Origin of the sequence: Salinisphaera aquimarina (genome assembly GCF_042643355.1) — a bacterium.
GTDB classification, from domain to species: Bacteria; Pseudomonadota; Gammaproteobacteria; order Nevskiales; family Salinisphaeraceae; genus Salinisphaera; species Salinisphaera aquimarina.
On sequence record NZ_JBHRSS010000010.1, the window covers coordinates 194444 to 217488 of the forward strand.

26 protein-coding genes and 2 riboswitches are annotated in these 23045 nt (G+C 65.7%); of the genes, 15 read left to right on the top strand and 11 right to left on the bottom strand.

The genetic code is table 11. From position 1 onward, the window contains the following. From ACFOSU_RS20240 to ACFOSU_RS20260, 5 genes are all read left to right on the top strand, one after another. Positions 1 to 1176, top strand: a complete 1176-nt coding sequence (locus ACFOSU_RS20240; protein ID WP_380691821.1) for a PilT/PilU family type 4a pilus ATPase — start codon at positions 1 to 3, stop codon at positions 1174 to 1176. Further along, on the top strand, positions 1166 to 2260 hold the full coding sequence (locus ACFOSU_RS20245) for a PilT/PilU family type 4a pilus ATPase (RefSeq protein WP_380691822.1): 1095 nt from the start codon (positions 1166 to 1168) through the stop codon (positions 2258 to 2260). Before ACFOSU_RS20240 ends, ACFOSU_RS20245 begins: the two co-directional genes overlap by 11 nt. Positions 2261 to 2354: 94 nt before the next feature. Beyond that, on the top strand, positions 2355 to 2816 hold the full coding sequence (locus ACFOSU_RS20250) for an ATP-dependent zinc protease family protein (protein ID WP_380691823.1): 462 nt from the start codon (positions 2355 to 2357) through the stop codon (positions 2814 to 2816). Then, positions 2813 to 3718 (top strand): 30S ribosomal protein S6--L-glutamate ligase, encoded by a 906-nt coding sequence (gene rimK / locus ACFOSU_RS20255; protein ID WP_380691824.1) that lies wholly within the window; start codon positions 2813 to 2815, stop codon positions 3716 to 3718. The genes ACFOSU_RS20250 and rimK overlap by 4 nt, the downstream gene beginning before the upstream one ends. Before the next feature lie 79 nt (positions 3719 to 3797). Continuing rightward, the gene (locus tag ACFOSU_RS20260) at positions 3798 to 4892 is read left to right on the top strand and encodes a succinylglutamate desuccinylase/aspartoacylase family protein (protein WP_380691825.1); all 1095 of its coding nucleotides are present in this window, start codon (positions 3798 to 3800) and stop codon (positions 4890 to 4892) included. A gap of 61 nt (positions 4893 to 4953) precedes the next feature. Here ACFOSU_RS20260 and ACFOSU_RS20265 read toward each other — a convergent pair whose 3' ends face one another. Next, positions 4954 to 5604: a DUF2726 domain-containing protein gene (locus ACFOSU_RS20265; RefSeq protein ID WP_380691985.1), complete on the bottom strand. Its 651-nt coding sequence runs from the start codon at positions 5602 to 5604 to the stop codon at positions 4954 to 4956. Here ACFOSU_RS20265 and ACFOSU_RS20270 point away from each other — a divergent pair. Further along, positions 5488 to 5868: a hypothetical protein gene (locus ACFOSU_RS20270; protein WP_380691993.1), complete on the top strand. Its 381-nt coding sequence runs from the start codon at positions 5488 to 5490 to the stop codon at positions 5866 to 5868. The genes ACFOSU_RS20265 and ACFOSU_RS20270 overlap by 117 nt on opposite strands. Positions 5869 to 5963: 95 nt before the next feature. On the opposite strand, the gene ACFOSU_RS20275 is transcribed toward ACFOSU_RS20270, so the two are convergent. From ACFOSU_RS20275 to argE, 10 genes are all read right to left on the bottom strand, one after another. Beyond that, positions 5964 to 6944: an aspartate carbamoyltransferase catalytic subunit gene (locus tag ACFOSU_RS20275; protein WP_380691826.1), complete on the bottom strand. Its 981-nt coding sequence runs from the start codon at positions 6942 to 6944 to the stop codon at positions 5964 to 5966. Then, on the bottom strand, positions 6941 to 7408 hold the full coding sequence (locus ACFOSU_RS20280) for an ACT domain-containing protein (RefSeq protein WP_380691828.1): 468 nt from the start codon (positions 7406 to 7408) through the stop codon (positions 6941 to 6943). The genes ACFOSU_RS20275 and ACFOSU_RS20280 overlap by 4 nt, the downstream gene beginning before the upstream one ends. Further along, the gene (gene pyrR / locus ACFOSU_RS20285; RefSeq protein ID WP_380691829.1) at positions 7405 to 7905 is read right to left on the bottom strand and encodes a bifunctional pyr operon transcriptional regulator/uracil phosphoribosyltransferase PyrR; all 501 of its coding nucleotides are present in this window, start codon (positions 7903 to 7905) and stop codon (positions 7405 to 7407) included. The genes ACFOSU_RS20280 and pyrR overlap by 4 nt, the downstream gene beginning before the upstream one ends. Next, on the bottom strand, positions 7902 to 8366 hold the full coding sequence (gene ruvX / locus ACFOSU_RS20290) for a Holliday junction resolvase RuvX (protein WP_380691831.1): 465 nt from the start codon (positions 8364 to 8366) through the stop codon (positions 7902 to 7904). The genes pyrR and ruvX overlap by 4 nt, the downstream gene beginning before the upstream one ends. 32 nt (positions 8367 to 8398) lie before the next feature. Further along, a complete protein-coding gene (locus ACFOSU_RS20295) occupies positions 8399 to 8953 on the bottom strand; it encodes a YqgE/AlgH family protein (protein ID WP_380691832.1) in 555 nt (184 codons plus the stop codon). Positions 8954 to 9063: 110 nt separating this feature from the next. Beyond that, positions 9064 to 9795: an energy transducer TonB gene (locus ACFOSU_RS20300; protein ID WP_380691833.1), complete on the bottom strand. Its 732-nt coding sequence runs from the start codon at positions 9793 to 9795 to the stop codon at positions 9064 to 9066. Between the two features lie 9 nt (positions 9796 to 9804). Continuing rightward, positions 9805 to 10755 (bottom strand): glutathione synthase, encoded by a 951-nt coding sequence (gene gshB, locus ACFOSU_RS20305; RefSeq protein ID WP_380691834.1) that lies wholly within the window; start codon positions 10753 to 10755, stop codon positions 9805 to 9807. Positions 10756 to 11047: 292 nt separating this feature from the next. Beyond that, on the bottom strand, positions 11048 to 11800 hold the full coding sequence (locus tag ACFOSU_RS20310) for a 16S rRNA (uracil(1498)-N(3))-methyltransferase (protein WP_380691836.1): 753 nt from the start codon (positions 11798 to 11800) through the stop codon (positions 11048 to 11050). An 11-nt stretch (positions 11801 to 11811) separates the two neighbouring features. Further along, the gene (gene argA / locus ACFOSU_RS20315) at positions 11812 to 13200 is read right to left on the bottom strand and encodes an amino-acid N-acetyltransferase (protein ID WP_380691837.1); all 1389 of its coding nucleotides are present in this window, start codon (positions 13198 to 13200) and stop codon (positions 11812 to 11814) included. 95 nt (positions 13201 to 13295) lie between these two features. Next, positions 13296 to 14465, bottom strand: coding sequence for an acetylornithine deacetylase (gene argE / locus ACFOSU_RS20320; protein ID WP_380691838.1), 1170 nt, complete (start codon positions 14463 to 14465; stop codon positions 13296 to 13298). Between the two features lie 164 nt (positions 14466 to 14629). On the opposite strand from argE, the gene ACFOSU_RS20325 reads away from it, so the two are divergent. From ACFOSU_RS20325 to gcvH, 9 genes are all read left to right on the top strand, one after another. Further along, positions 14630 to 15004, top strand: coding sequence for a hypothetical protein (locus ACFOSU_RS20325; protein WP_380691839.1), 375 nt, complete (start codon positions 14630 to 14632; stop codon positions 15002 to 15004). Continuing rightward, the gene (locus tag ACFOSU_RS20330; RefSeq protein ID WP_380691840.1) at positions 15001 to 16266 is read left to right on the top strand and encodes a JDVT-CTERM domain-containing protein; all 1266 of its coding nucleotides are present in this window, start codon (positions 15001 to 15003) and stop codon (positions 16264 to 16266) included. The genes ACFOSU_RS20325 and ACFOSU_RS20330 overlap by 4 nt, the downstream gene beginning before the upstream one ends. A 5-nt stretch (positions 16267 to 16271) precedes the next feature. Next, on the top strand, positions 16272 to 16709 hold the full coding sequence (mrtJ, locus tag ACFOSU_RS20335) for a JDVT-CTERM system glutamic-type intramembrane protease MrtJ (protein WP_380691842.1): 438 nt from the start codon (positions 16272 to 16274) through the stop codon (positions 16707 to 16709). A 67-nt stretch (positions 16710 to 16776) separates the two neighbouring features. Beyond that, positions 16777 to 17331, top strand: coding sequence for a UPF0149 family protein (locus ACFOSU_RS20340; protein WP_380691843.1), 555 nt, complete (start codon positions 16777 to 16779; stop codon positions 17329 to 17331). Continuing rightward, positions 17331 to 18683 (top strand): Xaa-Pro aminopeptidase, encoded by a 1353-nt coding sequence (gene pepP, locus ACFOSU_RS20345; RefSeq protein WP_380691844.1) that lies wholly within the window; start codon positions 17331 to 17333, stop codon positions 18681 to 18683. Before ACFOSU_RS20340 ends, pepP begins: the two co-directional genes overlap by 1 nt. Beyond that, the gene (gene ubiH, locus ACFOSU_RS20350; RefSeq protein WP_380691845.1) at positions 18680 to 19927 is read left to right on the top strand and encodes a 2-octaprenyl-6-methoxyphenyl hydroxylase; all 1248 of its coding nucleotides are present in this window, start codon (positions 18680 to 18682) and stop codon (positions 19925 to 19927) included. Before pepP ends, ubiH begins: the two co-directional genes overlap by 4 nt. Next, entirely contained in the window at positions 19924 to 21132 is a 1209-nt protein-coding gene (locus tag ACFOSU_RS20355; RefSeq protein WP_380691846.1) for a UbiH/UbiF/VisC/COQ6 family ubiquinone biosynthesis hydroxylase, read from the top strand. The genes ubiH and ACFOSU_RS20355 overlap by 4 nt, the downstream gene beginning before the upstream one ends. 58 nt (positions 21133 to 21190) lie before the next feature. Next, a riboswitch (glycine riboswitch) is annotated at positions 21191 to 21280 on the top strand. A gap of 22 nt (positions 21281 to 21302) precedes the next feature. Then, positions 21303 to 21383: riboswitch (glycine riboswitch) on the top strand. 56 nt (positions 21384 to 21439) lie between these two features. Further along, the gene (gcvT, locus tag ACFOSU_RS20360; RefSeq protein WP_380691848.1) at positions 21440 to 22552 is read left to right on the top strand and encodes a glycine cleavage system aminomethyltransferase GcvT; all 1113 of its coding nucleotides are present in this window, start codon (positions 21440 to 21442) and stop codon (positions 22550 to 22552) included. A gap of 62 nt (positions 22553 to 22614) precedes the next feature. Beyond that, entirely contained in the window at positions 22615 to 23010 is a 396-nt protein-coding gene (gcvH, locus tag ACFOSU_RS20365; RefSeq protein WP_380691850.1) for a glycine cleavage system protein GcvH, read from the top strand. Positions 23011 to 23045 lie beyond the last annotated feature (35 nt).

Here is a 23045-nt window from a genome sequence, read left to right on the forward strand (position 1 = left end):
ATGGATAGAGGCCAGGCGACAAAACTGCTGACCGTGCTGCTCGAGCGGCTGACCGCCGAAGGCGGGTCGGATCTGTTCATCACCAGCGGCTTTCCGCCGGCGATCAAGAAGGATGGCCAGATCTCGCCGCTCATGGAACGCCCGCTCACCCACGAGCAGTCGGCGCTGATCGTGCGCTCGATCATGAACGATCGCCAGGCGCGTGAGTTCGATGAATTCAAGGAGTGCCAGTTCGCGATTTCGCCGCCTTCGGGGCGGTTTCGTGTATCGGCGTTCGTGCAGCAGGGCCGCATCGGTGCGGTCATGCGCGTGATCAATACCGAGATTCCGGATTTCGACGAGCTCGGCCTGCCGCCCGGGCTCAAGGATGTGGTCATGGGCGAGCGCGGCCTGGTGATCTTCGCCGGCGCGACCGGCTCCGGCAAATCCACGTCCCTGGCGGCGATGCTGGGCTACCGCAACGCCAATTCGGCCGGACATATCATCAGCATCGAGGATCCGATCGAGTTCGTGCATCCGCACGGCAAGTCGATCGTTACCCAGCGCGAGGTCGGCGTGGACACGCAGTCCTGGGACAACGCACTCAAGAATACGCTGCGTCAGGCGCCGAACGTGATCCTGATCGGCGAGGTGCGCACCCGCGAGACCATGGAGTACGCGATCAATTTCGCCGAGACCGGCCATCTCGTGCTGTGCACCATGCACGCCAACAGCGCCAACCAGGCGCTCGATCGCATCATCAACTTCTTCGAGGAGACCCGGCGCGAGCAGTTGCTCATGGACATGTCGCTCAACCTGCGTGCGCTGATCTCGCAGCGTCTGGTGCGCAAGGTCGGCGGCGGACGCACCGCGGCCACCGAGATTCTGCTCAACACGCCGCTGGTGTCCGACATGATCTTCAAGGGCAAGGTGGGCGAGCTCAAGGAGACCATGGCGCGGGGCAACGAGCAGGGCATGAACACCTTCGACCAGTCGCTGTTCCAGCTGTTCGAGGCCGGCCTGATCGACTACACCGAAGCGCTGCGCAACGCCGATTCGCAGAACGAGCTGCGGCTCAACATCAAGCTCAACAGCGAGCGCGGTCGCCAGGACCTGCGCGCCGATGCCGGTGTCGATGCGTTGACCATGCATGACGACGAAGATGACGACGGCGATGGTGATGCCCATGAGCGATAGCGGTGCCGAGAGCGAAAGCCTCGATCCCTATCTGCAACTCGCCATAGACAAGAGGGCATCGGATATTTATGTCACCACCCACGCGCCGGTCATGCTGCGCGTTGAGGGCGAGATCTATCCGGTCAAGAGCAAGGCGCGCCAGACGCTGACGCCGGCGACCGTGGAAGCGCTGGCGTTCGAGCTGATGGACGAGCGTCAGCGCGACGAATTCGAGCGCGAACAGGAGATCGATTTCTCTTTTCGCTTTGGCGACCACGGACGCTTTCGCGTCAACGTGTTTCGCCAGCGCGGTTCCGCGGCGATCGTATTGCGCAATATCGGCAACGTGCCGAGTTTCGACGATTTCGACATGCCGGACGTGCTCAAGCGCCTGTCCATGCAGAAACGCGGGCTGGTGATGGTGGTGGGTGCCACCGGCTCGGGCAAATCGACCACGCTCGCGGCAATGATCAATCATCGCAATGAAAACGCGAACGGGCATATTCTCACCATCGAGGACCCGATCGAATTCCTGTATCGCCACAAGCGCTCGATCGTCAATCAGCGTGAACTGGGGGTGGACACGCGCGGTTTCGCGCGGGCGATTCGCTCGGCCATGCGCGAAGCGCCGGACGTAGTCCAGATCGGTGAGATTCGTGACTTCGCGACCGCTGAAGCCTGTATCCAACTGGCCGGCACCGGCCATCTGGCGCTCACCACCCTGCACGGCAACAATGCCTATCAGTGCCTGCAACGCCTGATTTCACTGTTTCCGGAGGCCGCGCGCGAGGCGTTGTTCATGGATCTGTCGCTGAATCTGCGTGCCATCGTCTCGCAGCGACTGGTGACCGGTATCAACGGCAGGCGCGTGGCGGCCTATGAAGTGCTGCTCAATACGCCGTATATTGCCGATCTGATCCGCAAGGGCCGTATCGACAGCGTGCGCGAGGCCATGGCCGAGGGTGACGGCGCGGACGGCATGGCGACGTTCGACGACTCGTTGCTCGAACTCGTTCGCGGCAAGCGGATTTCCCAGGAGCAGGCGCTGTCGTACGCCGATTCGCGCGACAATCTCCAGAGCCGGCTGGCCTTTGTGCAGATATGACCGTGCCGGGCCGCGCGCACAGGATCGCAGTCGTTTGCGTGGTCTGTGACCGAAGCAACGACAGGCCCTGATTTCCGAATTGGACAGACAGACTATGGACGACACCCGTTCCACATCACATAAGACGGTGATCGGCTGGAGAGAATGGCTGTGCCTGCCGGAGCTGGGGATCGATTTCATCAAGGCGAAGATCGATACCGGCGCAAGAACTTCGGCGTTGCATACCTTCTCGCTGGATGTGGCCCACGACGGCGGCCGCAAAGTCGCACGCTTCGGCGTGCATCCGTTGCAGCGCGATACCGATACCGTCGTCTGGTGCACCGCGCCGGTCGTGGACGAACGCAGCGTGCGCGATTCGGGTGGCCATAAGGAATGGCGGTTCGTGATCGCCACGCCCGTGGCGATGGCGCAGCGTGAATGGGAAATCGAACTTACCTTGACGGCACGCGATACAATGCTTTTCCGCATGCTCGTAGGCCGAACCGCCATGCGTTCGCTGTGCGTAGACCCTTTTGCATCCTTTGTGACTGGCCCAGGTCCAGGAGAACAAGTATGAATATCGTGATCATGTCGCGTAACAAGAATCTGTATTCCACGCGGCGGTTGATCGAGGCAGGCAATGCGCGTGATCACGAGGTCACCGTCGTGGACCCGCTGCGCTGCTACATGAACATCGTCCCGCATGCGCCGGAGATGCACTACAAGGGCCGCAAGATCGAAAACATCGATGCGGTCATTCCCCGTATCGGCGCGTCGATCACGTTCTACGCCACGGCGGTACTGCGCCAGTTCGAGATGATCGGCGTGTATCCGCTCAACGAGTCGGTGGCCATCTCCCGCTCCCGCGACAAGCTGCGTTCCATGCAGCTGCTGTGCCGCAAGGGTATCGGCCTGCCCGTGACCGGTTTCGCGCATTCGCCCGACGACACCGACGACCTGCTGGATCTGGTGGGTGGCAATCAGTACGTCATCAAGCTCACCGAAGGCACGCAGGGCAAGGGCGTGGTGCTCACCGAAACCCGCGGTGCCGCGGAATCGGTGATCGACGCCTTCCGCGGTCTGGACGCGCATTTTCTGGTCCAGGAATTCGTCAAGGAAGCCAAGGGCGCGGACATCCGCTGCTTCGTGATCGGCGACAAGGTGGTTGCCTCCATGAAACGTCAGGGCAAGGAAGGCGAGTTCCGTTCCAACCTGCACCGTGGCGGTAGCGCGACCGTGATCAAGATCACGCCGGAAGAACGTTCGACCGCGGTGCGTGCGGCCAAGATCATGGGCCTGAACGTGGCGGGTGTGGATCTGCTGCGCTCCAACCACGGCCCGGTGGTGATGGAGGTCAATTCCTCGCCCGGTCTCGAGGGCATCGAAGGCGCCACCGGCAAGGACATCGCCGGTCAGATCATCAGTTTCATCGAGACCTATTCCAAGCACGGCAAGACCCGCACCCGCGGCGGCGGCTGATCGGCGCGCTATAATCGATAGCGGCAGTGCCTCGGCACTGCCGTTTTTTGTTTGTCCGGCGTGAACCGCCCCGAAAGTCATGAGCGACGAGTCCAGCCCTACAGAGTCTGCCAAATCCAGGCCGATCAAGCCGCTGGAGATCGGCGGCCAGACGATCGAGGCCGGCACCCGTACCACGGTCGATATCCCGGTGGCGGATCTGTATACGCACGCGAAGCTGACCATGCCGGTCAACGTCATCCGCGGCAAGCGCGCCGGGCCGGTGCTGTTCGTCTCCGCGGCGGTACACGGTGACGAACTCAACGGTGTGGAGATCATCCGTCGCCTGCTCAAGCTGCGCGGGCTCAAGCAGCTGCGCGGCACGTTGATCGCCGTGCCCATCGTCAACGTGCACGGTTTTCTGCGCCATTCGCGCTATCTGCCGGACCGGCGCGATCTCAACCGCTCGTTTCCCGGCTCGGCAAACGGCTCCGTGGCCGCACGCCTGGCCAAGGTGTTCGTCGACGAGATCGTGATGAAATCGGATTACGGCATCGATCTGCATACCGGGGCGATCCATCGCTCCAATCTGCCGCAGATCCGGGCCGACCTGTCTCAGGAGACGGTCAAGCGGCTGGCCGATGCGTTCGGTTGTCCGCTGCTCATCGATGCCGGTCTGCGCGAAGGCTCGCTGCGCGAGTACGCCGATCGCAAGGGCGTGCCGTTGCTGCTCTACGAAGCAGGGGAAGCGCTGCGCTTCGACGAATTCTCGATTCGTGCCGGCGTGCGTGGCATCTCCAACGTCATGCGTGAACTGGGCATGTTGCCAAAGCGCACGCGCAGCCGAACGCCCCAGAAGCCGGTCGTCGCGCTGGACTCCAACTGGGAACGGGCGCCCGAGTCCGGCATCCTGCGCTCGCTGGTCGAGCTGGGCGAATACGTCAGCAAGGACCAGGTGCTGGCCTATATCGCCGATCCGTTCGGCGAGACCGAGATCGAGCTCAAGTCAGAGCATGCCGGCATTGTCATCGGCCGATCCTTCCTGCCGCTGGCTCATGCCGGCGATGCGCTGTATCACGTGGCGCGCGTGAAAGGCGCCCAGAAACTCGCCAGCCGGGTCGAGGCATTTCAGTCCGCGAACGAACCCGATCAGGCCAGTCAGACCGGAGAATCCGGCGAGCCGCCGATCGTCTAGTCCGACTGCTGTGGAACGTAGCGAGGACGGTTGTCAGCGCTAGGCCATCGGCTAGCAGTCCCTAGCTGTCTGCCGGTCGCATGCCGCGGCAGTGGGGATAGGATTCGCATATCCAGAAGGCCTTGCCCGCAAGCACGCCGGTTTCGCCCGCGCGGCGTGTCATGCCGTGGCTGCACAGGGGACATTGCGGCATCTCGCCAGCATTCTCGTTCGACGTCGAAGTTTCCGGCGCCGGGTCGGCCGTCGCATGATTTTCGGCTTCGGCTTCGGCTTCGGCTTCGGCTTCGGTCTCGGCCTCAGCCTCAGCCTCAGCCTCAGCCTCAGCCTCAGCCTCAGCCTCAGCCTCAGCCTCAGCCTCAGCCTCAGCCTCAGCCTCGGTTGCGAGACCCAGATACGGCGCCAGCTGCGCGCGCAGGGTCGCGATCGCGTAATTCCGGCTCGCGCTTATCCGTACGAGCGATAGCCCGGCCGCGGCACTGGCCTGATTCAGGAAGGTATCGCGTTGATCGCGTGTTTCTCGGTCATGGGAGGCGTCGTCGAGTTCGATGGCGACAGTCGGCTGCAGATGACGCGGATCACAGATCAGGAAGTCGAAATGCTTGGCCTTGATCTTGTTGAAGGCGGTCATGTTCTGGGACCGGCTCAAGCCGGTCTCGGGCTTGAGCACATCGGCGATACGCGGTTTGGCGAAGATGAAGGCGTGTTCGCCGATTGCTTGCTGCAGTACGCCGAAGAACGATCGCTCGGCGGGGGTCAGGAACTGCCCGGTCAACCGGTAGGGGTAGGCCTCGTCCTGATCATCCGGCAGCTGCTGTTGGCGCCGGGCTTTCGCCACGATGCTCGCCAGAACCAGAACTGGGACCAGAACAACGAGAATGGCAGCCAGTATGGCGATCGTCATGAAAAACACCGTGGTCACTATCGGCCGAATGGCGATGGCGCATGCTTTGGCCAGCGCTCAGCGCAGCCGTCGTGACGCCGTGCCTTGCAAGCGGGCGGATGTGCTCGCCCGCAGCTGCCACGACCGGTGTGCGCTCGTTCCCATCACTATCGGCCTGGCCGGCTATATCTTTAGGTCGTGGCCGTTGCGTGGCTGTGGACCGCACGGTTGCCGGCGATCAGGGCCATGACCGCCATACGCACGGCGATGCCGTTTCGGACCTGCTCCAGAATCACCGACTGATCGCCGTAGGCGATGTCGGCATTGATCTCCACGCCGCGGTTGATCGGGCCCGGATGCATGACCAGCGCGTCGTCCTTCGCATGGGCGAGATTCGGCGCGTTGAGGCCGAATCGGCTGTGGTAGTCGGCCACCCCGGCGAGCGCGTCGCCCTCGATGCGCTCGCGCTGGATACGCAGGCCCATGACCACGTCGGCACCGTCGAGCCCGGCGCTGACATCGTCGGTGATGCTCACGCCCAGATGCTGCGCGTTGTCGGGCAGAAAACGCTCGGGGCCGACCACCCGGATATCCGTGGTACCGAGTGTTTTCAGCGCGTGGATGGTGGAATGGGCGACCCGTGAATGCCGCACGTCGCCGACGATCGCCACCGTGAGTTTTTCGAAGTCGGGGCGGTGCCGGCGAATGGTGAACACGTCCAGCAGCCCCTGGGTGGGATGGGCGTGACTGCCGTCGCCGGCGTTGATGATCGACACATGCGGCGCGGCGTTGGCGGCAAAGCGGGCCGCGGCGCCGTTTTCGGGGTGACGAATAGCGAAGATATCGGCGCCCATGGCCTCGAGGGTGAACAGGGTATCGAGGTCGTCCTCGCCCTTGGATTTCGACGAATGCGCGACGTCCATGTTGATTACGTCCGCGGACAGCCGCTTGGCGGCCAGCTCGAAGGTGGTTCGGGTCCGGGTGGAGTTCTCGAAGAACAGATTGAATACTGTCTTTCCGCGCAGCAGCGGTACCTTCTTCGGCGGTGCCCCGAGTGCCGGTACGAATGTTTCGGCGGTGTCGAGAATCCGCTGGATCAGCGCGCGGGGCAGGCCTTCTGTGGTCAGCAGATGGCGCAGCCGGCCGTCCGAGTCGATCTGGAGGGTATTCATGTCGGCGCTCCCGATTCGGCGGCCCGGATGTCGGCGCGGGCTAGTGCGTCCCGCGCCTCGTGTTGCAGGGTTTCAAGCAGCGACAGGGTCCGGTCGGCGGCTTCAAGCGGCACGAACAGATGGTCGTGGCGGACGCCGGCCACGACGTTGCAGCTGATGCCGGCGGTGGCCAGGCACTGGGCGACGGCGGCAGTGAGACCTACGTCCTCGAGCCGCGATGCCACCGCCAGCGTGATCCACGCGGCGCGATAGTCGGTCATCACGGCGCCGACGGGCAGGTGTTGGATATCGGCGATGATCGACCGGCCTTCGGGTTCGTTCATCACGCACAGGCAGGCGCCCGGGTCGATATGAACGTCATCGGCGATCCGCGCGAAGACATAGATGCCCGGTTGCCGAATCGGCGCCAGCTGGGCCAGCAGTAGGGAAGTCTTCGTAGACGCGTTGCCGGCGACCGCCGTCATCGCATCTCCAGGCGCAGCGGCTCGGGGCCGGTGAGCTTGATCTGGCGGCCGCGCTCGATATCGATATTGAGTCCCACGGCGTCGGGCGCGAACGGCAGTTCACGCGCGCCGCGGTCGACCAGCACCGCGAGCTTCACCGCGGCCGGGCGCCCGTAGTCGAACAGCTCGTTGAGCGCAGCGCGCACGGTGCGTCCGGTATAGAGCACGTCGTCGACCAGGATGACGGTCCGGCCGTCGATATCGGCCTCGATCTTCGACGGCCCCACGCTCGGATGCAGGCCGATAGTGGAAAAATCGTCGCGATAGAAGCTGATGTTGAGCGTGCCCAGCGGTGCGGCGAGGCCGAACTCGGCGTGCAGGCGCTCGGCGATCCAGGCGCCACCGGTCTCGACGCCGACCATCACCGCGTCGGGGGTGCGGGCCACGATCGGGGCGAGCTGGGCGCGCAGCGCGGCCAGCGCCGCATCGACGTCGAAACTCTGCTCGGAATTGTTCATGTCGGGAGGGTATCCGTGCCGCCGCTGGCGAGCCAGCCTTCGAGAATGACCTGAGCCGCCATCGAATCCGAATCGCCCTTGGCCAGGCGCTTGCCGCGGCTGCCGCTGGCGCGCGCGGTGCGCAGGCGCTCCATGGCTTCGATGGTGGAAAAACGTTCGTCCATGGCGTGGACGGGGATATCGAAATGCGCGCCGAGCTGATCCATGAAGTGGCGGGCATTTTCGGTCATGGTCTGGCTGCTGCCGTCCGCGGCCAGCGGCAGACCGACGACCAGCGCGCCGGGGCGCCATTCCGCCACGATCCGGGTCAGGCCCTGCCAGTCCGGGCCGCCGCCGTCGCTGTTGCGGTTGTGCAGGGTGGTCAGCGCCTGGGCATTGCCGGTAATGGCATTGCCCACGGCCACGCCGATGCGTTTGGTGCCGAAATCGAAGCCCAGCATGACGTCGGCGCTACCGGCCATGGAGGCTCGTCCGTGCATGGTCGAAAGGCTGTCTAGGCATGACCGGCCAGCCCCGATAATTGATGCGCCTCGAGCCCGAGCAGGCGCGCGGCGGCCGCCCAGCGGGTTTCTGCGGGCGCGTCGAAGATGATCTGTTCGCTGGTGGGGGTACTCAGCCAGCTGTTCGAGAGCATCTCGCTCTCCAGTTGCCCGTCGCCCCAGCCGGCGTAGCCAAGCGTGATCAGATAGGCGCTGGGGCCGAAGCCGTTGCCGATCGCCTCGAGAATATCGCGCGAGGTGGTGATCGCGAGGTCGCCGCCGACCTTCAGCGACGACTCCCAGTCGCCTTCGTCCCGATGCAGCACGAAGCCGCGCTCGGGTTGGACCGGCCCGCCCCAGAACACCGGCAGGCCTTTATCGACGTGCGCCTCGATATCCATGTGCGCGAGCATGTCGCGCACCGCCAGGTCACTGGGCTTGTTGATCACCAGGCCCATGGCGCCGTCGTCGTTGTGCTCCGCGATGAAGGTGACGCTGTTGGCGAAATCGCCGCCCACGCGTCCCGGCATCGCGAGCAGGAACTGATTACGAAATATTCCATGATTCATGGCTGCCATTATCCGCTGTGCGATCTGATACGGGCAAATGCCGGGGCCGGCGCCGGTTGGGGGGATGTCGCAGACTTGCCTGATTATCGCCGCCTGGCGCGACCGCCGGGTCAACCGGAGGGGCGAAGCCGGGTATCGGCGCCCGGCTCGAACAGCCAGTCGTAGACGAAGCTCAGTGCGCCCGCGCTATCGCCCAATCGGGTGTCGAACGGCGTGAAGGGAGCCGCGTCGCGCACGATCGACTCCGCCGCGCGATCGAGTGCGTGGCTGCCGGAGGAGTGCACCACGCGCACCGCCTGCAGGCTGCCGTCGGCGTTGAGCCGCACCGCCATGGTCAGGCGTCGTGGCTGGCCGTCGGCGAGCAGCGTACTCGGATACTGACGGCTGCCGCGCGCCTCGATCTGCTGTTGCCAGTCCGCCAGATAGGCAGCACGGGGATCGCCGCTGGCATCCATGGTCTTACCGTCCCGCGGGATCTGGTTCGCGCCGGCATCCGTAGCCGTGATCCGTTCACGGTTGGTGCCTTCGGGCGTTTGCGGGCGCCTGGCGACCATCACGAAGCGCGTGACTGTCGGGGTGCGGCCGGCCTGCGCCGATTGAGCCGACATCGGGCTCGAGTCGCCGCTGCGCTGCTGCTGCGAGTAGCTGTCGTCACCGCGCTGATCCTGCACCGCCAGGATATCGCGGGACCGAGGCGTGGCCGCGTCATCGGCGTTGCGGGTGACCTCGAGCAATGACTGCGACGATGCCCGTCCGGTATCCGTGGTCCAGCCGAGCAATACCGCATGCGCGGCCAGCGCCAGCGCAACACAGATGATGAAGCGGATGCGGTTGTCGGACATCGGGTGGCGTCAGGTCAGGCGTTTCTCGACCGCGTCGAAAAGCTTGCCCGCGATGTTGATGCCGAACTGGGCATCGAGCTCGCGCACGCAGGTCGGGCTGGTGACGTTGATCTCGGTCAGGTTCTCGCCGATCACGTCCAGGCCCACGAACAGCAGGCCCTTGTCGCGCACATAGGGGCCGATCTCGGCGGCGATGCGCTTGTCCGCCTCGGTCAGCTCGCGGCCCACGCCGCGTCCACCGGCCGCGAGATTGCCGCGCAGCTCGCCGTCGGCCGGCACCCGCGCCAGCGCATAGCCGACGTGCTCGCCGTCGACCAGCAGAATGCGCTTGTCGCCGTCGGTGATCGCCGGCAGGTAGGCCTGTGCCATCGCATAGTTGCTGCCGTGTTCAGTGAGCACTTCCAGTACCACGCTGGTGTTGCCGTCGCCCTGCTGCACGCGGAAGATGCGCGAGCCGCCCATGCCGTCGAGCGGTTTGACCACCACGTCCTTGTGCTCGGCGATGAAGCGTTTGAAATCGACCGCGCGCCGGGCCACCAGCGTCGGCCCGCACAGATGCGCGAAGCGATTGATGGCCATCTTCTCGTTGACGTCGCGCAGGGCGTCGCAGCGATTGACCACCAGCGTGCCCTCGTTCTCGGCCAGCTCGAGGATATAGGTGGCGTAGATGTACTCGGTATCGAAGGGCGGATCCTTGCGCATCAGGATCGTGTCCAACTCGGCGAGCTTCATCACCGCCGGTTCGCTGGTGTAGTCGAACCAGTCGTCGTTGTCGTCGCGTACGTCCAGGCCGCGGCCGTGCCCATAGCCGACGCCGTCGGCCACGAACAGATCGCTCATGGTGAAATAGTGAATCTCGTAGCCGCGCCGCTGGGCTTCGAGCAGCAGGGCGAGGGTGGTGTCCTTGTAGGGCGTGATGTCTTCGATCGGGTCCATCACGACGCCGAGCTTGTAGGCCATGCGGGCTCCTTGTGAACGCCGGTTTTTAATCGGCCGTTCCAATAAATGATTGCTGCGCATGTTAGCGCAGGCTGTGGCGTTCGGATAAAGACATACAGGCAACGGCCCGCAGATCGACGCAGATGAACGCGGATACAAGCAGGACAACGAGAAGCGAGCGCGCGGTGTTCGTCGCTTACGCTGGGGGTTGTGCGTGGAGACAGGCGCTGACCGGCGTCTTCATCTGCGTCAATCTGTGTTCATCTGCGGATAAAACGGGCTTGTATTCCGGCTTGATGGAACGGTGCCTTACTCATCCAGCCAGATCACCCCAGGCCGTCTGCAATGCGGCGATTGCTGCCATGCCGGCGGTTTCGGTGCGCAGGATGCGCGGGCCCAGCGTCAGCGCCTGCCAGTTGGCGGCCGCGGCGCGCTCGATCTCGTCGTGCGACAGGCCGGACTCGGGGCCGATGAGCAACGCGACGCGCATCGCGGGCGCGATCTTTGACAGGCTGCGCGCGGCTTCGGGGGCGAGCATCAGTCGCAGCGTCTCGCCTGGCTCGGCCGGTTCGTTCAATAACTGCGCCATGTCGACGGCCGGGTCGACGGTGGGGCAGACCAGACGACCGCTCTGCTCGGCGGCCGACTCGGCAACCGCCTGCCAGTGCGCCTGTTTCTTGGCCAGCCGCTCGCCGTCGAGCCTGACCTGGCCGCGGGCGGTGAACAGCGGGCGAATACGGCGCACCCCCAGCTCCACCGCCTTGGCCAGGGCGAAGTCCATGCGGTCACCGCGAGCGACGGCCTGGACCAGGGTCAGATCGAGCGCGGATTCGCGGGTCGGTGTATGCCGGGTTTCGACAGCAACGACCAGTCGTTTGCGCGTGGCCTCGAGCACGCGAGCGGCATATTCACCGCCGTCGCCGTTGAACAGCGTCAGGTCATCGTCGGCCGACAGGCGCAGTACCGTGGCCAGATGGTGACGCTTGGCCTCCGGCAATTCGAGGCGCTCGCCTACGGCCAGCGGCGCGTCCACGTACACGCGCGGGGTGTGTTTTTGACGGGCCACGATGCCCGCCGTCAGACCGGCGCGAGCGTCTTGATGAACACCGCCGAATTGCGCTGGTAATTGTAGAGCGTGCGCTTGGCCAGTGGCAGGCTGTCGATATCGGCGGTCTTGAAACCGTGTTCGACGAACCAGTGGGGCGCCTTGGTCGTGAGCGCGAACAACCGTTCCAGGCCGGCCGCGCGAGCGCGTTTTTCGGTCTCTGCGAGCAGCGTCGCCGCCCGGTCCTGGGTGCGATAGTCCGGGTGCACGGCGACACAGGCGAGTTCGCCGATGGCCTCGTCGGGGTAGGGCATGAGCGCGCAGCAGGCAGTGATGAGCCCATCGCGCTCCATCACCAGATAATGCTCGATATCGAGTTCGATCGCCTCGCGCGAACGCGCGACCAGAATACCGGCGGCCGCCAGCGGCTCGATCAACGCGAGTACGCCGCCCAGATCCTCCGGGGTGGCGGGTCGGGTGGTGTCATAGGTGTCGGCCGCGATCATGGTGCCGACGCCGTCACGCGAATACAGCTCGCGCAGCAGCGCGCCGTCGCGCTCGAAGCTGACCAGATGCGCGCGAGCCACGCCCGCACCACAGGCGGCTACGGCCGCGCCGAGGCGCGCACGGTCGGCCGCGGTCAGCGCGGCATCGGTATCGGCGAGCAGGCGCCGGGCTGCGTCCGGGCGCAGCTCGGCGGGGGTGTCGGCGAAGCGCTCGTGCAGGGCATCGCCCGGATGCAGCAGCACGAACTTGTCGGCGGTCAGCGCGGTCGCGGTGGCCGTCGCGACTTCCTCGGCGAACAGATTGAAGATCTCGCCCGAGGGGGAATAACCGATGCACGACAACAACACGATCGCGCCACGCGCGAGCTGCGCATTGATGCTGGCCACATCCACGCGCCGCACCTCGCCGGTATGGCGGTGGTCCACGCCCGCGACCACGCCCACCGGCCGGGCGGTGACCAGATTGCCGCTCGCGGTGACGATGCGCGCACCGCCCATCGGCGTGCTGGCGAGGCTGGTCGACAGCAGCGCTTCGAGTTCCATCTGCAGACTGCCGACCGCGGCCTTCACACAGGCAAGCGAGGCGCTGTCGGTGACCCGCACGCCGTCGATGAACCGGGTTTCCAGCCCGGCGTCAGCCAGCGCGGCATCGATCTGCGGCCGCGCGCCGAACACGATCACCAGCCGCACGCCGAGGCTGGCGAGCAGAGCGATGTCGTAGACCAGATCGGCGAATGCGCTCGACTGGGCGGCCTCGCCGGGCAGATTGATCACGAAGGTGCGCCCGCGATGGGCGTGCACGTACGGCGCGCTGGCGCGCAGCGCGGCGACCAGGCCGGTCGGGTCGGCGGCGTGGTGGTGTGCCGGCACGACAGCGTCGTCCGGCGTAGCGGCGGTGGCGGGCTTCTGGCTCATGGCGCTATTAGAGCAAAATAGAGCGCATCGGTGTGATCAGGCGTGAATTATCCCCGCCAGTATGGCGCGGCGTCGGGCCCAGACGACGGCGGGCGCTACAGACAGAAGCGTTCGACCAGGCCGCGCAGGATCTTCTGCATGGGCTCGATGCGTTCCAGCCCGAGATACTCGTTGGGCTGGTGGGCCTGGGCGATATCACCGGGACCGAGCACGACGCTGTCCATGCCCATACGACTGTAGAACGCGCCCTCGGTGCCGAAATCGACCGCGCCGACCGGTTTGCCCGACAGGTGCTCGCAGGCGGTGACAATGGGTGAGTCGGCTGCGGTCTCGAACGCCGGCGTGCCGGTGAACAGCTCGCGGAATTCGACCGTACAGTCGCTGCCGTCGAGGGCGGCCGCCACGCGCTCACGCAGTTCGGCACGCAGATCGTCGATGGTCATGCCGGGCAGAAAGCGCAGGTCGATATCGAGGCGGCAGCGCGCCGGAATGCGGTTTGCATTGTCGCCGCCGTGGATCGCGCCGAGATTCAGGGTGGCGTGGGGCACCGGAAAGCCGTCGGCCTGCTGACGCGTGGCCAGTTCGTCACGCAGTTGCCGGATCGCCGTGGTCGCCACGTGCATGGCATCGATGGCGTTGGCGCCGAGTGCGGGGTTGCTGGAATGGCCGGAGGCCCCGTGCACCTCGATGGTTTCCATGAAGATGCCCTTGTGGCGGCGGATCGGCTGCAGACCGGTGGGTTCGCCGATCACGCAGAAACGCCCGGGGCGTTCGCCGTGGTCGTTCTGTGCCATCAGCAGGGCACGCGCGCCGTCCATGCCGCATTCCTCGTCCGCGCTCACGAGCAGACTGACCGGCGCGGCGAGTTGATGGTTGGCATATTCGCCGGCCACGCCGGCGGCGAGCGCGATGAAGCCTTTCATGTCGCAGCTGCCCAGGCCGAACAGGCGGCCCTCGCGCTCGTCTAGCGTGAACGGATCGCTGTCCCAGCCGTCGGCGTCGCAGGGCACGGTGTCGATATGGCCGGCGAACACCAGGCCGTGCTCGGCGGCGCGCTCGGCCGGGCCCAGGCGTGCCACGAGATTGACCTTGTCCTCGCGCTCGGGCATCGCCGTGATGCTGCAATCGAAGCCGCGGGCGTCGAGCCGGTCGGCGAGGGCCTCGACCGCTTCACGATTGCCGCAGTCGAGGGCCGGATCACCGCTGCTGATGGTGCAATGACCGATCAGCTCGGCCAGGGTCTGTTGCCAGTCTGGAACGGACATGAGTCGTATCCTGAAGTTGTCGCTGAGTCGTTCGGCCTGCGACGCGTTCGGCGCGTCCGCACGCGTGCTGGCATGATATACCCGATCATGGGCTGGTCGGCTTGAGGTATGGCCGTGTGCAGCGTTCTCGTGTTCCCGACAATTGTTCCAACAGGAATGCACCGATGAGTCGAACTGTTCTTGTCACGACAGCGCTGATGGCGTGTCTGGCTTTCATGTCGATCGCAGCCGCCGCCGGCGACGACAGCGGCCAGAAGATCTATCTGGATCCGGAGACCGGCGATGCGCTGAACGCGCCGCCGGCGCAGGCCGACGATACCGGCAGTGCGCGCAGGAGCACGACCGAGCCCGGCGCCGAGTCGTCCGGCCCCAAAGCCTGGACCAATTCGCAGGGGGCCGACATGCTCACGCTCGATCCGGACGACGCGCCCGCCACCCAGGCGGTGCATTGCGCCGACGGTAGTCTGCGTATGGGGCATACGCAGTCATCGAACGGCCGGCAATCACGACGGACGTTGTGTGAGGGCAAACCTGAATGACCCACGGCTATCGCATGCGGATCAAGTGTCTGATTCTCTTGATGGGGAGCGTTCTCGGCAGCGCGCAGGCGGCTACCATGAACGTGGTGGTTGGCGACGGTCAGAACGAAGGTCTCAACAACCCGACGCCGGTGGCGCCGATCGGGGGCAACCGGGGTGAGACCCTGGGCCAACAACGTCTGATCGCGCTGCAGTATGCCGCGGACATCCTCGGCAGTCGTATTGCGAGCGCCGTGCCGATTCGTATCGCCGCACAGTTCAACAATATGGGCTGTCGCCTCAATCAGGCCCAGTTGGGCAGCGCGGCGCCCACCATCTCGACCGCCAATTTTGCCGGCGCGCGACGTAGCGATGTCTTCTACCCTGTGGCCCTGGCCAATGCGCAGAGCGGTTCGCGCTTGAGCGGTACCCGCGACGATATCGGCGCGGTATTCAATTCGGCGCTGGATGCAGGTGATGCGACCTGTCTGCAGGGCACCACCTGGTATTACGGCCTCGATGGCGCGCGTCCGCGCGGGCAGGTGAACTTCATCAGTACGGCCGTGCACGAGCTTACCCATGGTCTGGGATTCGTCTCGCTGGTGGCCTTGCAGGATACGTCGAACATACAGGCGGGCCAGTTCCCCGCGACCGCGCGTAACGGGGCCCGACTGCCCGATATCTTCAGTAGCTTCATCCAGGATCTGTCGTTTGCGAATCAGCCGCTGTGGCCGGCGCTCACAGATGCCCAGCGCCGGCAGTCGCTCACCAACGGCCCGAACGTCGTCTGGAGTGATGCCAACACCTCCAGCCAGGCGGCGACGCTGCTCGACGCCGGCTTCAACCAGGGACGCGTCATGCTGTACGCGCCGGCGACCGTCGAGCCGGGCAGCTCGATTTCCCACTGGGACACATCGCTCGATCCGGACCAGATCATGGAACCGGTCGCCACCGGGCACGACGGCGTCACCAGCGGCATCGGCCTGTCCGCCTGCGTGCTGGAGGATATCGGCTGGCAGCTGATCAACGGCACCCGCTGTCCGGACGTGGACAGCGCGGCGATTGCGGGCGCGCCCGACGATGTCAGCCGCGATGTCAACACGGTCAACGTGGCCGGCGATTCGGGTAACGGCACGGCGCGCAGCGGCGACGATGATGACAATAACGGCGGCGGTGGTGGTGGTTGCACCATCGCTGCGGATGCGCGCTTCGACCCGCTCTGGTTTGCCCTGCTGTTGTGCGCAGCGGGCGCGCTGGGACTGCGGCGTAGACGCCGCGGCTGATTCACGTGCCGGCACCTCGGCCGGCTTTGTGGGCCGATCCGCTGTATCTCGCGGCCCTGGCGGCGGCCTTGCCGGCGGTGGCGATCATCGCCGGGATCACGCCACTGCAACTGGCGTTGCACTGGCCGGGCTGGACGCCGATCGTGCTGCTGATCTTGGTGACACCGGTACTCGAGGAGATCGTGTTCCGGGCCGGGTTGCAGGACGCCCTGGCTACACGCGGCAGCTATCGTCTGGCCGGCCTGACTCTGGCCAACGTCCTGACAGCGTTGATGTTCTGTCTCGTGCATCTGTTCCGGCACGCGCCGGCCTGGGCGCTGGCGACGATCGTGCCGGCGCTGGTTTTCGGCTGGGCCTATGAACGTCATCCGCGGCTGGTGGCGCCGATCCTGCTGCACGCGCTCTACAATCTCGCTTATCTGGTGTTGCTGTCGCCGGCGTAGCCGGTCGTACGCGGCGCCCGTTGCGCAGTGGCTTTGATACCATTCGCCTCTGCAAAAGAGGCAATAAATGACCGAATCCAGTTCCAGCAATATTTTCGAAGCGCTTCAGCACGGCTTGACCCAGGCCAAGTCGGTACAGACACCGGGCGAGGTCCACGGCACGCTCACCGGCATGCTGTGTATCGACAACGCGGCGCGAGGCGCCCAGGCGGTCGAGGACGTCGAGTCCGACATGCTCGACAGCGCGCTCGACGCCCTGCGCGAGATGACGCTGGAAGGACTGTTCGACCCCGACCTGAGTTTCAAGCCGCTGCTGCCCGACGACGAGGTCGAACTCGAACGCCGGGTGCAGGCGTTGGCGCGCTGGTGTGCGGGCTTTCTCTATGGTCTGAGCGCCGACGGCGAATTCGATCTGTCGCGGCTGTCGGCCGAGGTGCGCGAAGTGGTCGGTGATCTCACCGAGTTGTCGCGCGCCGGTCTGACCGCCGAAGACAGCGACGGCGAGTCGGCCGAAGGCGACTACGCCGAGCTGGTGGAATACGTGCGCGTCGGGGTACAGATGATTTTCCTGGAACTGCAGCCCAAACGCGAAGGCCCGGCCAAGCGGGAGTCGCTGCATTGATGGCTGCGCCGCTACGCGACCAGAGCCATCTGCGCCATGTCGATCATCAGCCCGATCACAGCGCCCGCCGACGCCGGCTCAGACAGATCCTCGGTGACGACGGCATCGCCGTGATCGCGGCCACGCCGGAACGCAATCGCAACAACGATGTGGACTATCCCTACCGGCCCAACAGCGATTTTCGCTACCTGACCGGGTTCTGTGAACCGGAAGCGGTGGCGGTACTCGCGCCGGGCTTTGCCGAGGGCGACTATCTGCTGTTCTGTCGCGAGCGCAACGTCGAGCAGGAGACCTGGGTCGGCCATCGCGCCGGCGTCGAGGGCGCCATGGCCTGGTACGGCGCCGACAAGGCACTGGCGATCGACGATTTCGATACCTGGCTGCCACGCCTGTTCAACGGCCGCAAACGGCTCTATATCACCCTCGGCGAGCACCCGGATTTCGAGCACGGCGTACTGCGCGCGCTGGAAAACATGCGCAGCCAGGGCCGGCGGGGCGAGCCGCCCGAGCATATCGTCGCGCTCGACAAGATTCTCCACGAGATGCGTCTGCGCAAGTCGTCCGACGAGATCCGCCTGCTGCGCGAAGCCGCCGCCACCTCGGCGCGCGCCCACGTCGCCGCGATGCAGGCCGCCACGCCCGGCATGTACGAGTACCAGCTGGCGGCCGTGCTGCACTATGAGTTCGAGCGCGATGGCATGAGCTGGGCCTACCCCAGCATCGTCGGCGCGGGCGCCAACGGCTGTGTGCTGCACTATATCGAGAACAGCGCCCAGATCGCGGACGGCGATCTGGTGCTCATCGATGCCGGCGCCGAATATCGCGGCTATGCCGGCGACATCACCCGCACGTTTCCGGTCAACGGCACGTTCAGCGATGCCCAGCGTCGGCTCTATGCCGTCGTACTGGCGGCCAACAAGGCAGCGATCGCCGCGGCCCGCCCCGGCGTGCCCGCCAACGCGCCGCATCAGGCCGCGCTGCGGGTGCTGGTCGAGGGCATGATCGAGCTGGGCCTGCTCGCCGGAGACGCCGACGACGTCATCGAAACCGAGCGCTATCGTGCGTTTTTCATGCACGGCACCAGCCATTGGCTGGGCATGGACGTGCACGACGTGGGCGACTACAAGAGCGACGAGGAATGGCGCCTGCTCGAACCGGGCATGGTGCTGACCGTCGAGCCGGGACTGTACGTGCGCGCCGGCAGCGAAACCGCGCCGTCGGCGTACTGGAACCTCGGTATTCGCGTGGAAGACGACGTCGTCATTACCGACGACGGCTGCGAGGTGCTTACGGCTGATGTGCCCAAGGACATCGACGCCATCGAGGCGCTGATGGCGGGCACCGACGGATGAGCGGATCGCGGCAGCGCGAATACGATATCGCGGTGGTGGGCGGCGGCCTGGCCGGCGCCAGTCTGGCCTGTGCGCTTGCCGACAGCGGACTGTCGATCGCGCTCATCGAGGCGGTGCCGTTCGACGCGCCCGCCGATGCCAATATGGCCGCGCGCACCACGGCCATCGCCTGGGGCACGCGGGCACTGTTCGAGCGCCTGGATCTGTGGTCGGCCATGGCCCGCGATGCCGCGCCTATCAAGCGCCTGCATGTATCCCAGAAAGCGAGCTTCGGCACGGTGCGCGTGGCTGCCGACGAATACGATCTGCCGGCGCTGGGCTATGTATTGCCCAATCTGGCCATGATCGCGGCGCTGCGCGCGCGCCTCGCCGAGCTGGAGAAAGTCGACGTGATCGCGCCGGCGCGTTTCCAGGCGTTGCGTTATCCCGAGGGCGGCGAGCAGGTCGAGATCACGCTCACCCACGCCGAAACCGAGGCGCCGCAGACTCTGAGCGCGCGCCTGCTCATCGGTGCCGACGGGGCGAAATCCTCGGTGCGCGAAGCGCTGGGGATCGGCGCGCGCGTGGACGATTACCACCAGCGCGCGCTGATCACCATCGTGCGCCCCGAGCGCCCGCACGACGGCTGTGCCTTTGAGCGCTTCACCCCGGACGGCCCGGTCGCCGTGTTGCCGCGTAGCCGCGACAGCTGTGCGGTGGTATGGACGCTGCCAACGGAAGCCGCCGAACGCATGTGCGCGATCGACGACGACGCCTTCACCGCCGCGCTGCAGGAGGCTTTCGGGCAGCGTCTGGGCCAGCTCACCCTCGACGGCCCGCGCGGCAGCTACCCGCTGGCCCGCGTGCTCTGCGATCGCGCGGTTTCCACGCGCGCGGCGCTGATCGGCAACGCCGGGCATTCGCTGCACCCGGCGGCCGCCCAGGGCTTCAACCTGGCTATTCGCGATGCGCTGGTGCTGGCCGCCATGCTGCGCGAACGCCTGGATGCGGACCCGGATCTCGACCCGGGCAATGCGGATCTGCTCGCGGCCTGGGCCGAGGCGCGCGCGCCCGATCAGCATCGGGTCGCCAATTTCACCGATGCGATCGTGCGCGTTTTTTCCAACCGCCTGCCGGGCCTGGGCGGCGCCCGCGCGGCCGGGCTGGTCGGGTTGTCGCTGCTGCCCGCGATCCGTCACGACATGGCCCGTCGCAGCATGGGCATGGCCGTGGCGCCCGGTATCGACTCCGGTGTGTCGTCATGAGCCGCGCCGGCGCACCCCGCTACGACGTTGCCGTGGTCGGCGGTGGCATGGTGGGCGCGGTGCTCGCGGTCGCGCTCGAACAGACCGGATTTGCGGTGGCCCTGATCGAGGCGAAACAGCCCGGCCGCTTCGATGCCCAGGCCGATTACGATCTGCGCCTGTCGGCGATCGCGCCGGGCCCGCGACGCGTGCTCGCCAATCTGGGGCTGTGGGAGACGGTCGAGCGCACCCGCGCCTGTGCCTTCACCGGGATGAAGGTCTGGGATGCGGGTGGCCATGCCGAACTGTTTCTCGAACACACGGCCATCGGCCTGCCCGAACTCGGTCATATCGTCGAGAACGAACTGGTGGTGGACACCGCTTGGCAGACGCTGGGCAGCGTCGATGTGTTCTGTCCGGCCATGCTCGCGGATCTGGAGATCGAGCCCGATCGCGCCTGCCTGCGCCTGGATGACGATAGCGTGATCACCGCTGCGCTGGTGGTCGGCGCGGAAGGCGCCAATTCGCCGGTGCGCGGTTTTGCCGGCATCGAGACGACCGGCTGGGCCTATGGCCAGCGCTGCACGGTCGGCGCGGTGACCCCCGAGAAGCATCATCGCCATATCGCCTGGCAACGCTTCACCGAAACCGGGCCGGTCGCTTTCCTGCCGTTGTCGGACGGGCGCTGCTCGCTGGCCTGGCACGCCGACGAGGCGCTGGCCGACGAGTTGAAAGCACTCGATCACGATGCTTTCTGTGCGCGTCTGACCGAGGCCAGCGGCGGGGTGCTGGGCAAAATCGAGAAGATGGATACGCGCGCGGCGTTTCCGCTGAAACTGCTGCACGCAAAACGCTACTGTGATCACCGCATCGCGCTGGCCGGTGACGCCGCCCATGTGCTGCATCCGATGGCCGGGCAGGGGGTCAACCTGGGTCTGCTCGACGTGGCCGAACTGGTGGGCGCGCTCGAGGCCGGCCGCGAGGCGGGTCGCGATGCCGGTGATCTGACTTATCTCAAGCGCTATCAGCGTGCGCGCATGGCCGAAAACCTGTTGATGATGGGCGCCACCGACGCGCTCAAGCGGGTCTATGGCAGTCGCCTGCCGTGGCTGCGACAGCTGCGCGAACAGGCGATCGCCAGCGCGGCCGGGCTGGCGCCCGTCCGCCAGCTGATGATCCATCATGCGGTGGGTCTGGCGGCCGACGGCCCGCGTCTGCTGCGCTGAGCCGGGTCTTTACCGGCTTGGCGCGGCGTGAGCGCATCGGTATAGTCGGGTTTCGATCGCGAATCGCGTGGGAGAGAGCGGGCTGGACCCGCCGCCGAAGGCGCACACCGCCCGGAAACGCTCAGGCAACACGGACCGCGCGACCGTCCGGCTGATAACAACGGCCGGACAAGATCGACTCTGGAGAGCAGCCGCCGCGAGCGGTTCACCGACGGGGCAAATCTCTCAGGTGCCAGGACAGAGGGGCGACAGGGCAAAAGCCTTGGTCGTTTCGTGTCCGTCATTTCCTGGTAACGAGAGAACCCGCATGGCCAAACGCACTCCGCTTTACGACGCGCATGTCGCTCTCGAGGCCAAGATGGTCGATTTCGCCGGCTGGGACATGCCCATCGACTACGGTTCCCAGATTGCCGAGCACAAGGCCGTGCGCGATAACGCCGGCATGTTCGATGTCTCGCATATGGCGGTGGTCGATATCCACGGCGACGAGGCGCGCGAGTTTCTGCGCTATGTCATGGCCAACGATATTGCCAAGGCGGACGACGCCGGCCGCGCGATCTACACCTGCATGCTCAATACCCGCGGTGGCGTGATCGACGATCTGATCGTCTACCACTTGGGCGGCGGCTTCTATCGCGTCGTCGTCAATGCGGCGACCACGAAAAAGGACCTGGCCTGGCTGCAGAGCCAGGCGCGCGAGCGCCAGGTCGAGATCGATCATCGCGAGGATCTGGCGATCATCGCCGTGCAGGGCCCGCGCGCCCGTGAGCTCGCCGGCGAGGTGCTCGACGACGATCTCGCCGCGCGCGCCGCGAAGCTCAAACCGTTCAATGCCGTGGTCGAAGGCGATATCTCGGTCGGTCGCACCGGCTATACCGGCGAAGACGGCTACGAAATCGTGCTGCCCGTTGCCGACGCGCCCGGCATGTGGAAACGCCTGCGCCAGGCCGGCGTGGCGCCGGTGGGTCTGGGTGCGCGCGACACGCTGCGCCTGGAGGCCGGGCTCAATCTCTACGGCCAGGACATGGACGAGGACCGCACCCCGCTCGAATCCGGGCTGGGCTGGACCGTGGCGTTCGACCCCGAGGGGCGCGAATTCATCGGCCGCGACGCACTCGAACACGCCAAGGCCGAGGGCGTGCCCATGAAGCTCGTGGGGCTGGTGCTCGAAGGTCGTGGCGTGATGCGCTCGCATTCTGCCGTGCGCGAGGCCGACAGCGAGAACGACGACGCCAAGGCTGCCGAAGGCGAGGTCACCAGCGGCAGCTACGCGCCCACCCTGTCGCGCTCGATCGGCCTGGCCCGTGTGCCCGTCGACTGGCAGGACAGCGTTCAGGTACAGATCCGCGACAAGTGGCTGCCCGCGCGTATCGTCGCCTATCCCTTTGTGCGTAACGGCAAGAGCCGTATCGACGACTGACATCCTTTACCACTAACCTTGGCCTGACCTGTGTCGGACACGAGCCATTACAAGGAATAACCATGAGCGATATCCCCAAGGAACTGTTCTATACCAAGACCCACGAATGGATCGGCAATGACGGCGACGGCACGGTCACGGTCGGCATCACCGACTACGCGCAGTCGGCGCTCGGCGACCTGGTATTCGTGGAACTGCCCGAAACCGGAACCAAGGTCAGTGCCGGCGACGGCGTCGCCGTGGTCGAGTCGGTCAAGGCCGCGTCGGATATCTATGCGCCGGTGGCCGGCGAGATCGCGGAGATCAACGAGCAACTGGCGGATTCGCCGGAACTGGTCAACGAGGATCCGTTCGGCGAAGGCTGGCTGTTCAAGCTCAGCGTCGAGGACGAAGACGCGCTCGATGATCTGCTCGATTCCGACGCCTATCAGGCCGTGGTCGAGGACGAGGAAGACTGATCCACCGCCCGCACTGGCCCTATGGACGCAGCCGC

Bases quoted from the DNA above. Each gene is read 5' to 3' on its own strand.
- ACFOSU_RS20240 (WP_380691821.1), top strand. From the start codon at position 1: ATGGATAGAGGCCAGGCGACAAAACTGCTGACCGTGCTGCTCGAGCGG.
- ACFOSU_RS20245 (WP_380691822.1), top strand. From the start codon at position 1,166: ATGAGCGATAGCGGTGCCGAGAGCGAAAGCCTCGATCCCTATCTGCAA.
- ACFOSU_RS20250 (WP_380691823.1), top strand. From the start codon at position 2,355: ATGGACGACACCCGTTCCACATCACATAAGACGGTGATCGGCTGGAGA.
- rimK (WP_380691824.1), top strand. From the start codon at position 2,813: ATGAATATCGTGATCATGTCGCGTAACAAGAATCTGTATTCCACGCGG.
- ACFOSU_RS20260 (WP_380691825.1), top strand. From the start codon at position 3,798: ATGAGCGACGAGTCCAGCCCTACAGAGTCTGCCAAATCCAGGCCGATC.
- ACFOSU_RS20270 (WP_380691993.1), top strand. From the start codon at position 5,488: ATGCTTGGCCTTGATCTTGTTGAAGGCGGTCATGTTCTGGGACCGGCT.
- ACFOSU_RS20275 (WP_380691826.1), bottom strand. From the start codon at position 6,944: ATGAATACCCTCCAGATCGACTCGGACGGCCGGCTGCGCCATCTGCTG.
- ACFOSU_RS20280 (WP_380691828.1), bottom strand. From the start codon at position 7,408: ATGACGGCGGTCGCCGGCAACGCGTCTACGAAGACTTCCCTACTGCTG.
- pyrR (WP_380691829.1), bottom strand. From the start codon at position 7,905: ATGAACAATTCCGAGCAGAGTTTCGACGTCGATGCGGCGCTGGCCGCG.
- ruvX (WP_380691831.1), bottom strand. From the start codon at position 8,366: ATGGCCGGTAGCGCCGACGTCATGCTGGGCTTCGATTTCGGCACCAAA.
- ACFOSU_RS20295 (WP_380691832.1), bottom strand. From the start codon at position 8,953: ATGAATCATGGAATATTTCGTAATCAGTTCCTGCTCGCGATGCCGGGA.
- ACFOSU_RS20300 (WP_380691833.1), bottom strand. From the start codon at position 9,795: ATGTCCGACAACCGCATCCGCTTCATCATCTGTGTTGCGCTGGCGCTG.
- gshB (WP_380691834.1), bottom strand. From the start codon at position 10,755: ATGGCCTACAAGCTCGGCGTCGTGATGGACCCGATCGAAGACATCACG.
- argA (WP_380691837.1), bottom strand. From the start codon at position 13,200: ATGAGCCAGAAGCCCGCCACCGCCGCTACGCCGGACGACGCTGTCGTG.
- argE (WP_380691838.1), bottom strand. From the start codon at position 14,465: ATGTCCGTTCCAGACTGGCAACAGACCCTGGCCGAGCTGATCGGTCAT.
- ACFOSU_RS20325 (WP_380691839.1), top strand. From the start codon at position 14,630: ATGAGTCGAACTGTTCTTGTCACGACAGCGCTGATGGCGTGTCTGGCT.
- ACFOSU_RS20330 (WP_380691840.1), top strand. From the start codon at position 15,001: ATGACCCACGGCTATCGCATGCGGATCAAGTGTCTGATTCTCTTGATG.
- ACFOSU_RS20340 (WP_380691843.1), top strand. From the start codon at position 16,777: ATGACCGAATCCAGTTCCAGCAATATTTTCGAAGCGCTTCAGCACGGC.
- pepP (WP_380691844.1), top strand. From the start codon at position 17,331: ATGGCTGCGCCGCTACGCGACCAGAGCCATCTGCGCCATGTCGATCAT.
- ubiH (WP_380691845.1), top strand. From the start codon at position 18,680: ATGAGCGGATCGCGGCAGCGCGAATACGATATCGCGGTGGTGGGCGGC.
- ACFOSU_RS20355 (WP_380691846.1), top strand. From the start codon at position 19,924: ATGAGCCGCGCCGGCGCACCCCGCTACGACGTTGCCGTGGTCGGCGGT.
- gcvT (WP_380691848.1), top strand. From the start codon at position 21,440: ATGGCCAAACGCACTCCGCTTTACGACGCGCATGTCGCTCTCGAGGCC.
- gcvH (WP_380691850.1), top strand. From the start codon at position 22,615: ATGAGCGATATCCCCAAGGAACTGTTCTATACCAAGACCCACGAATGG.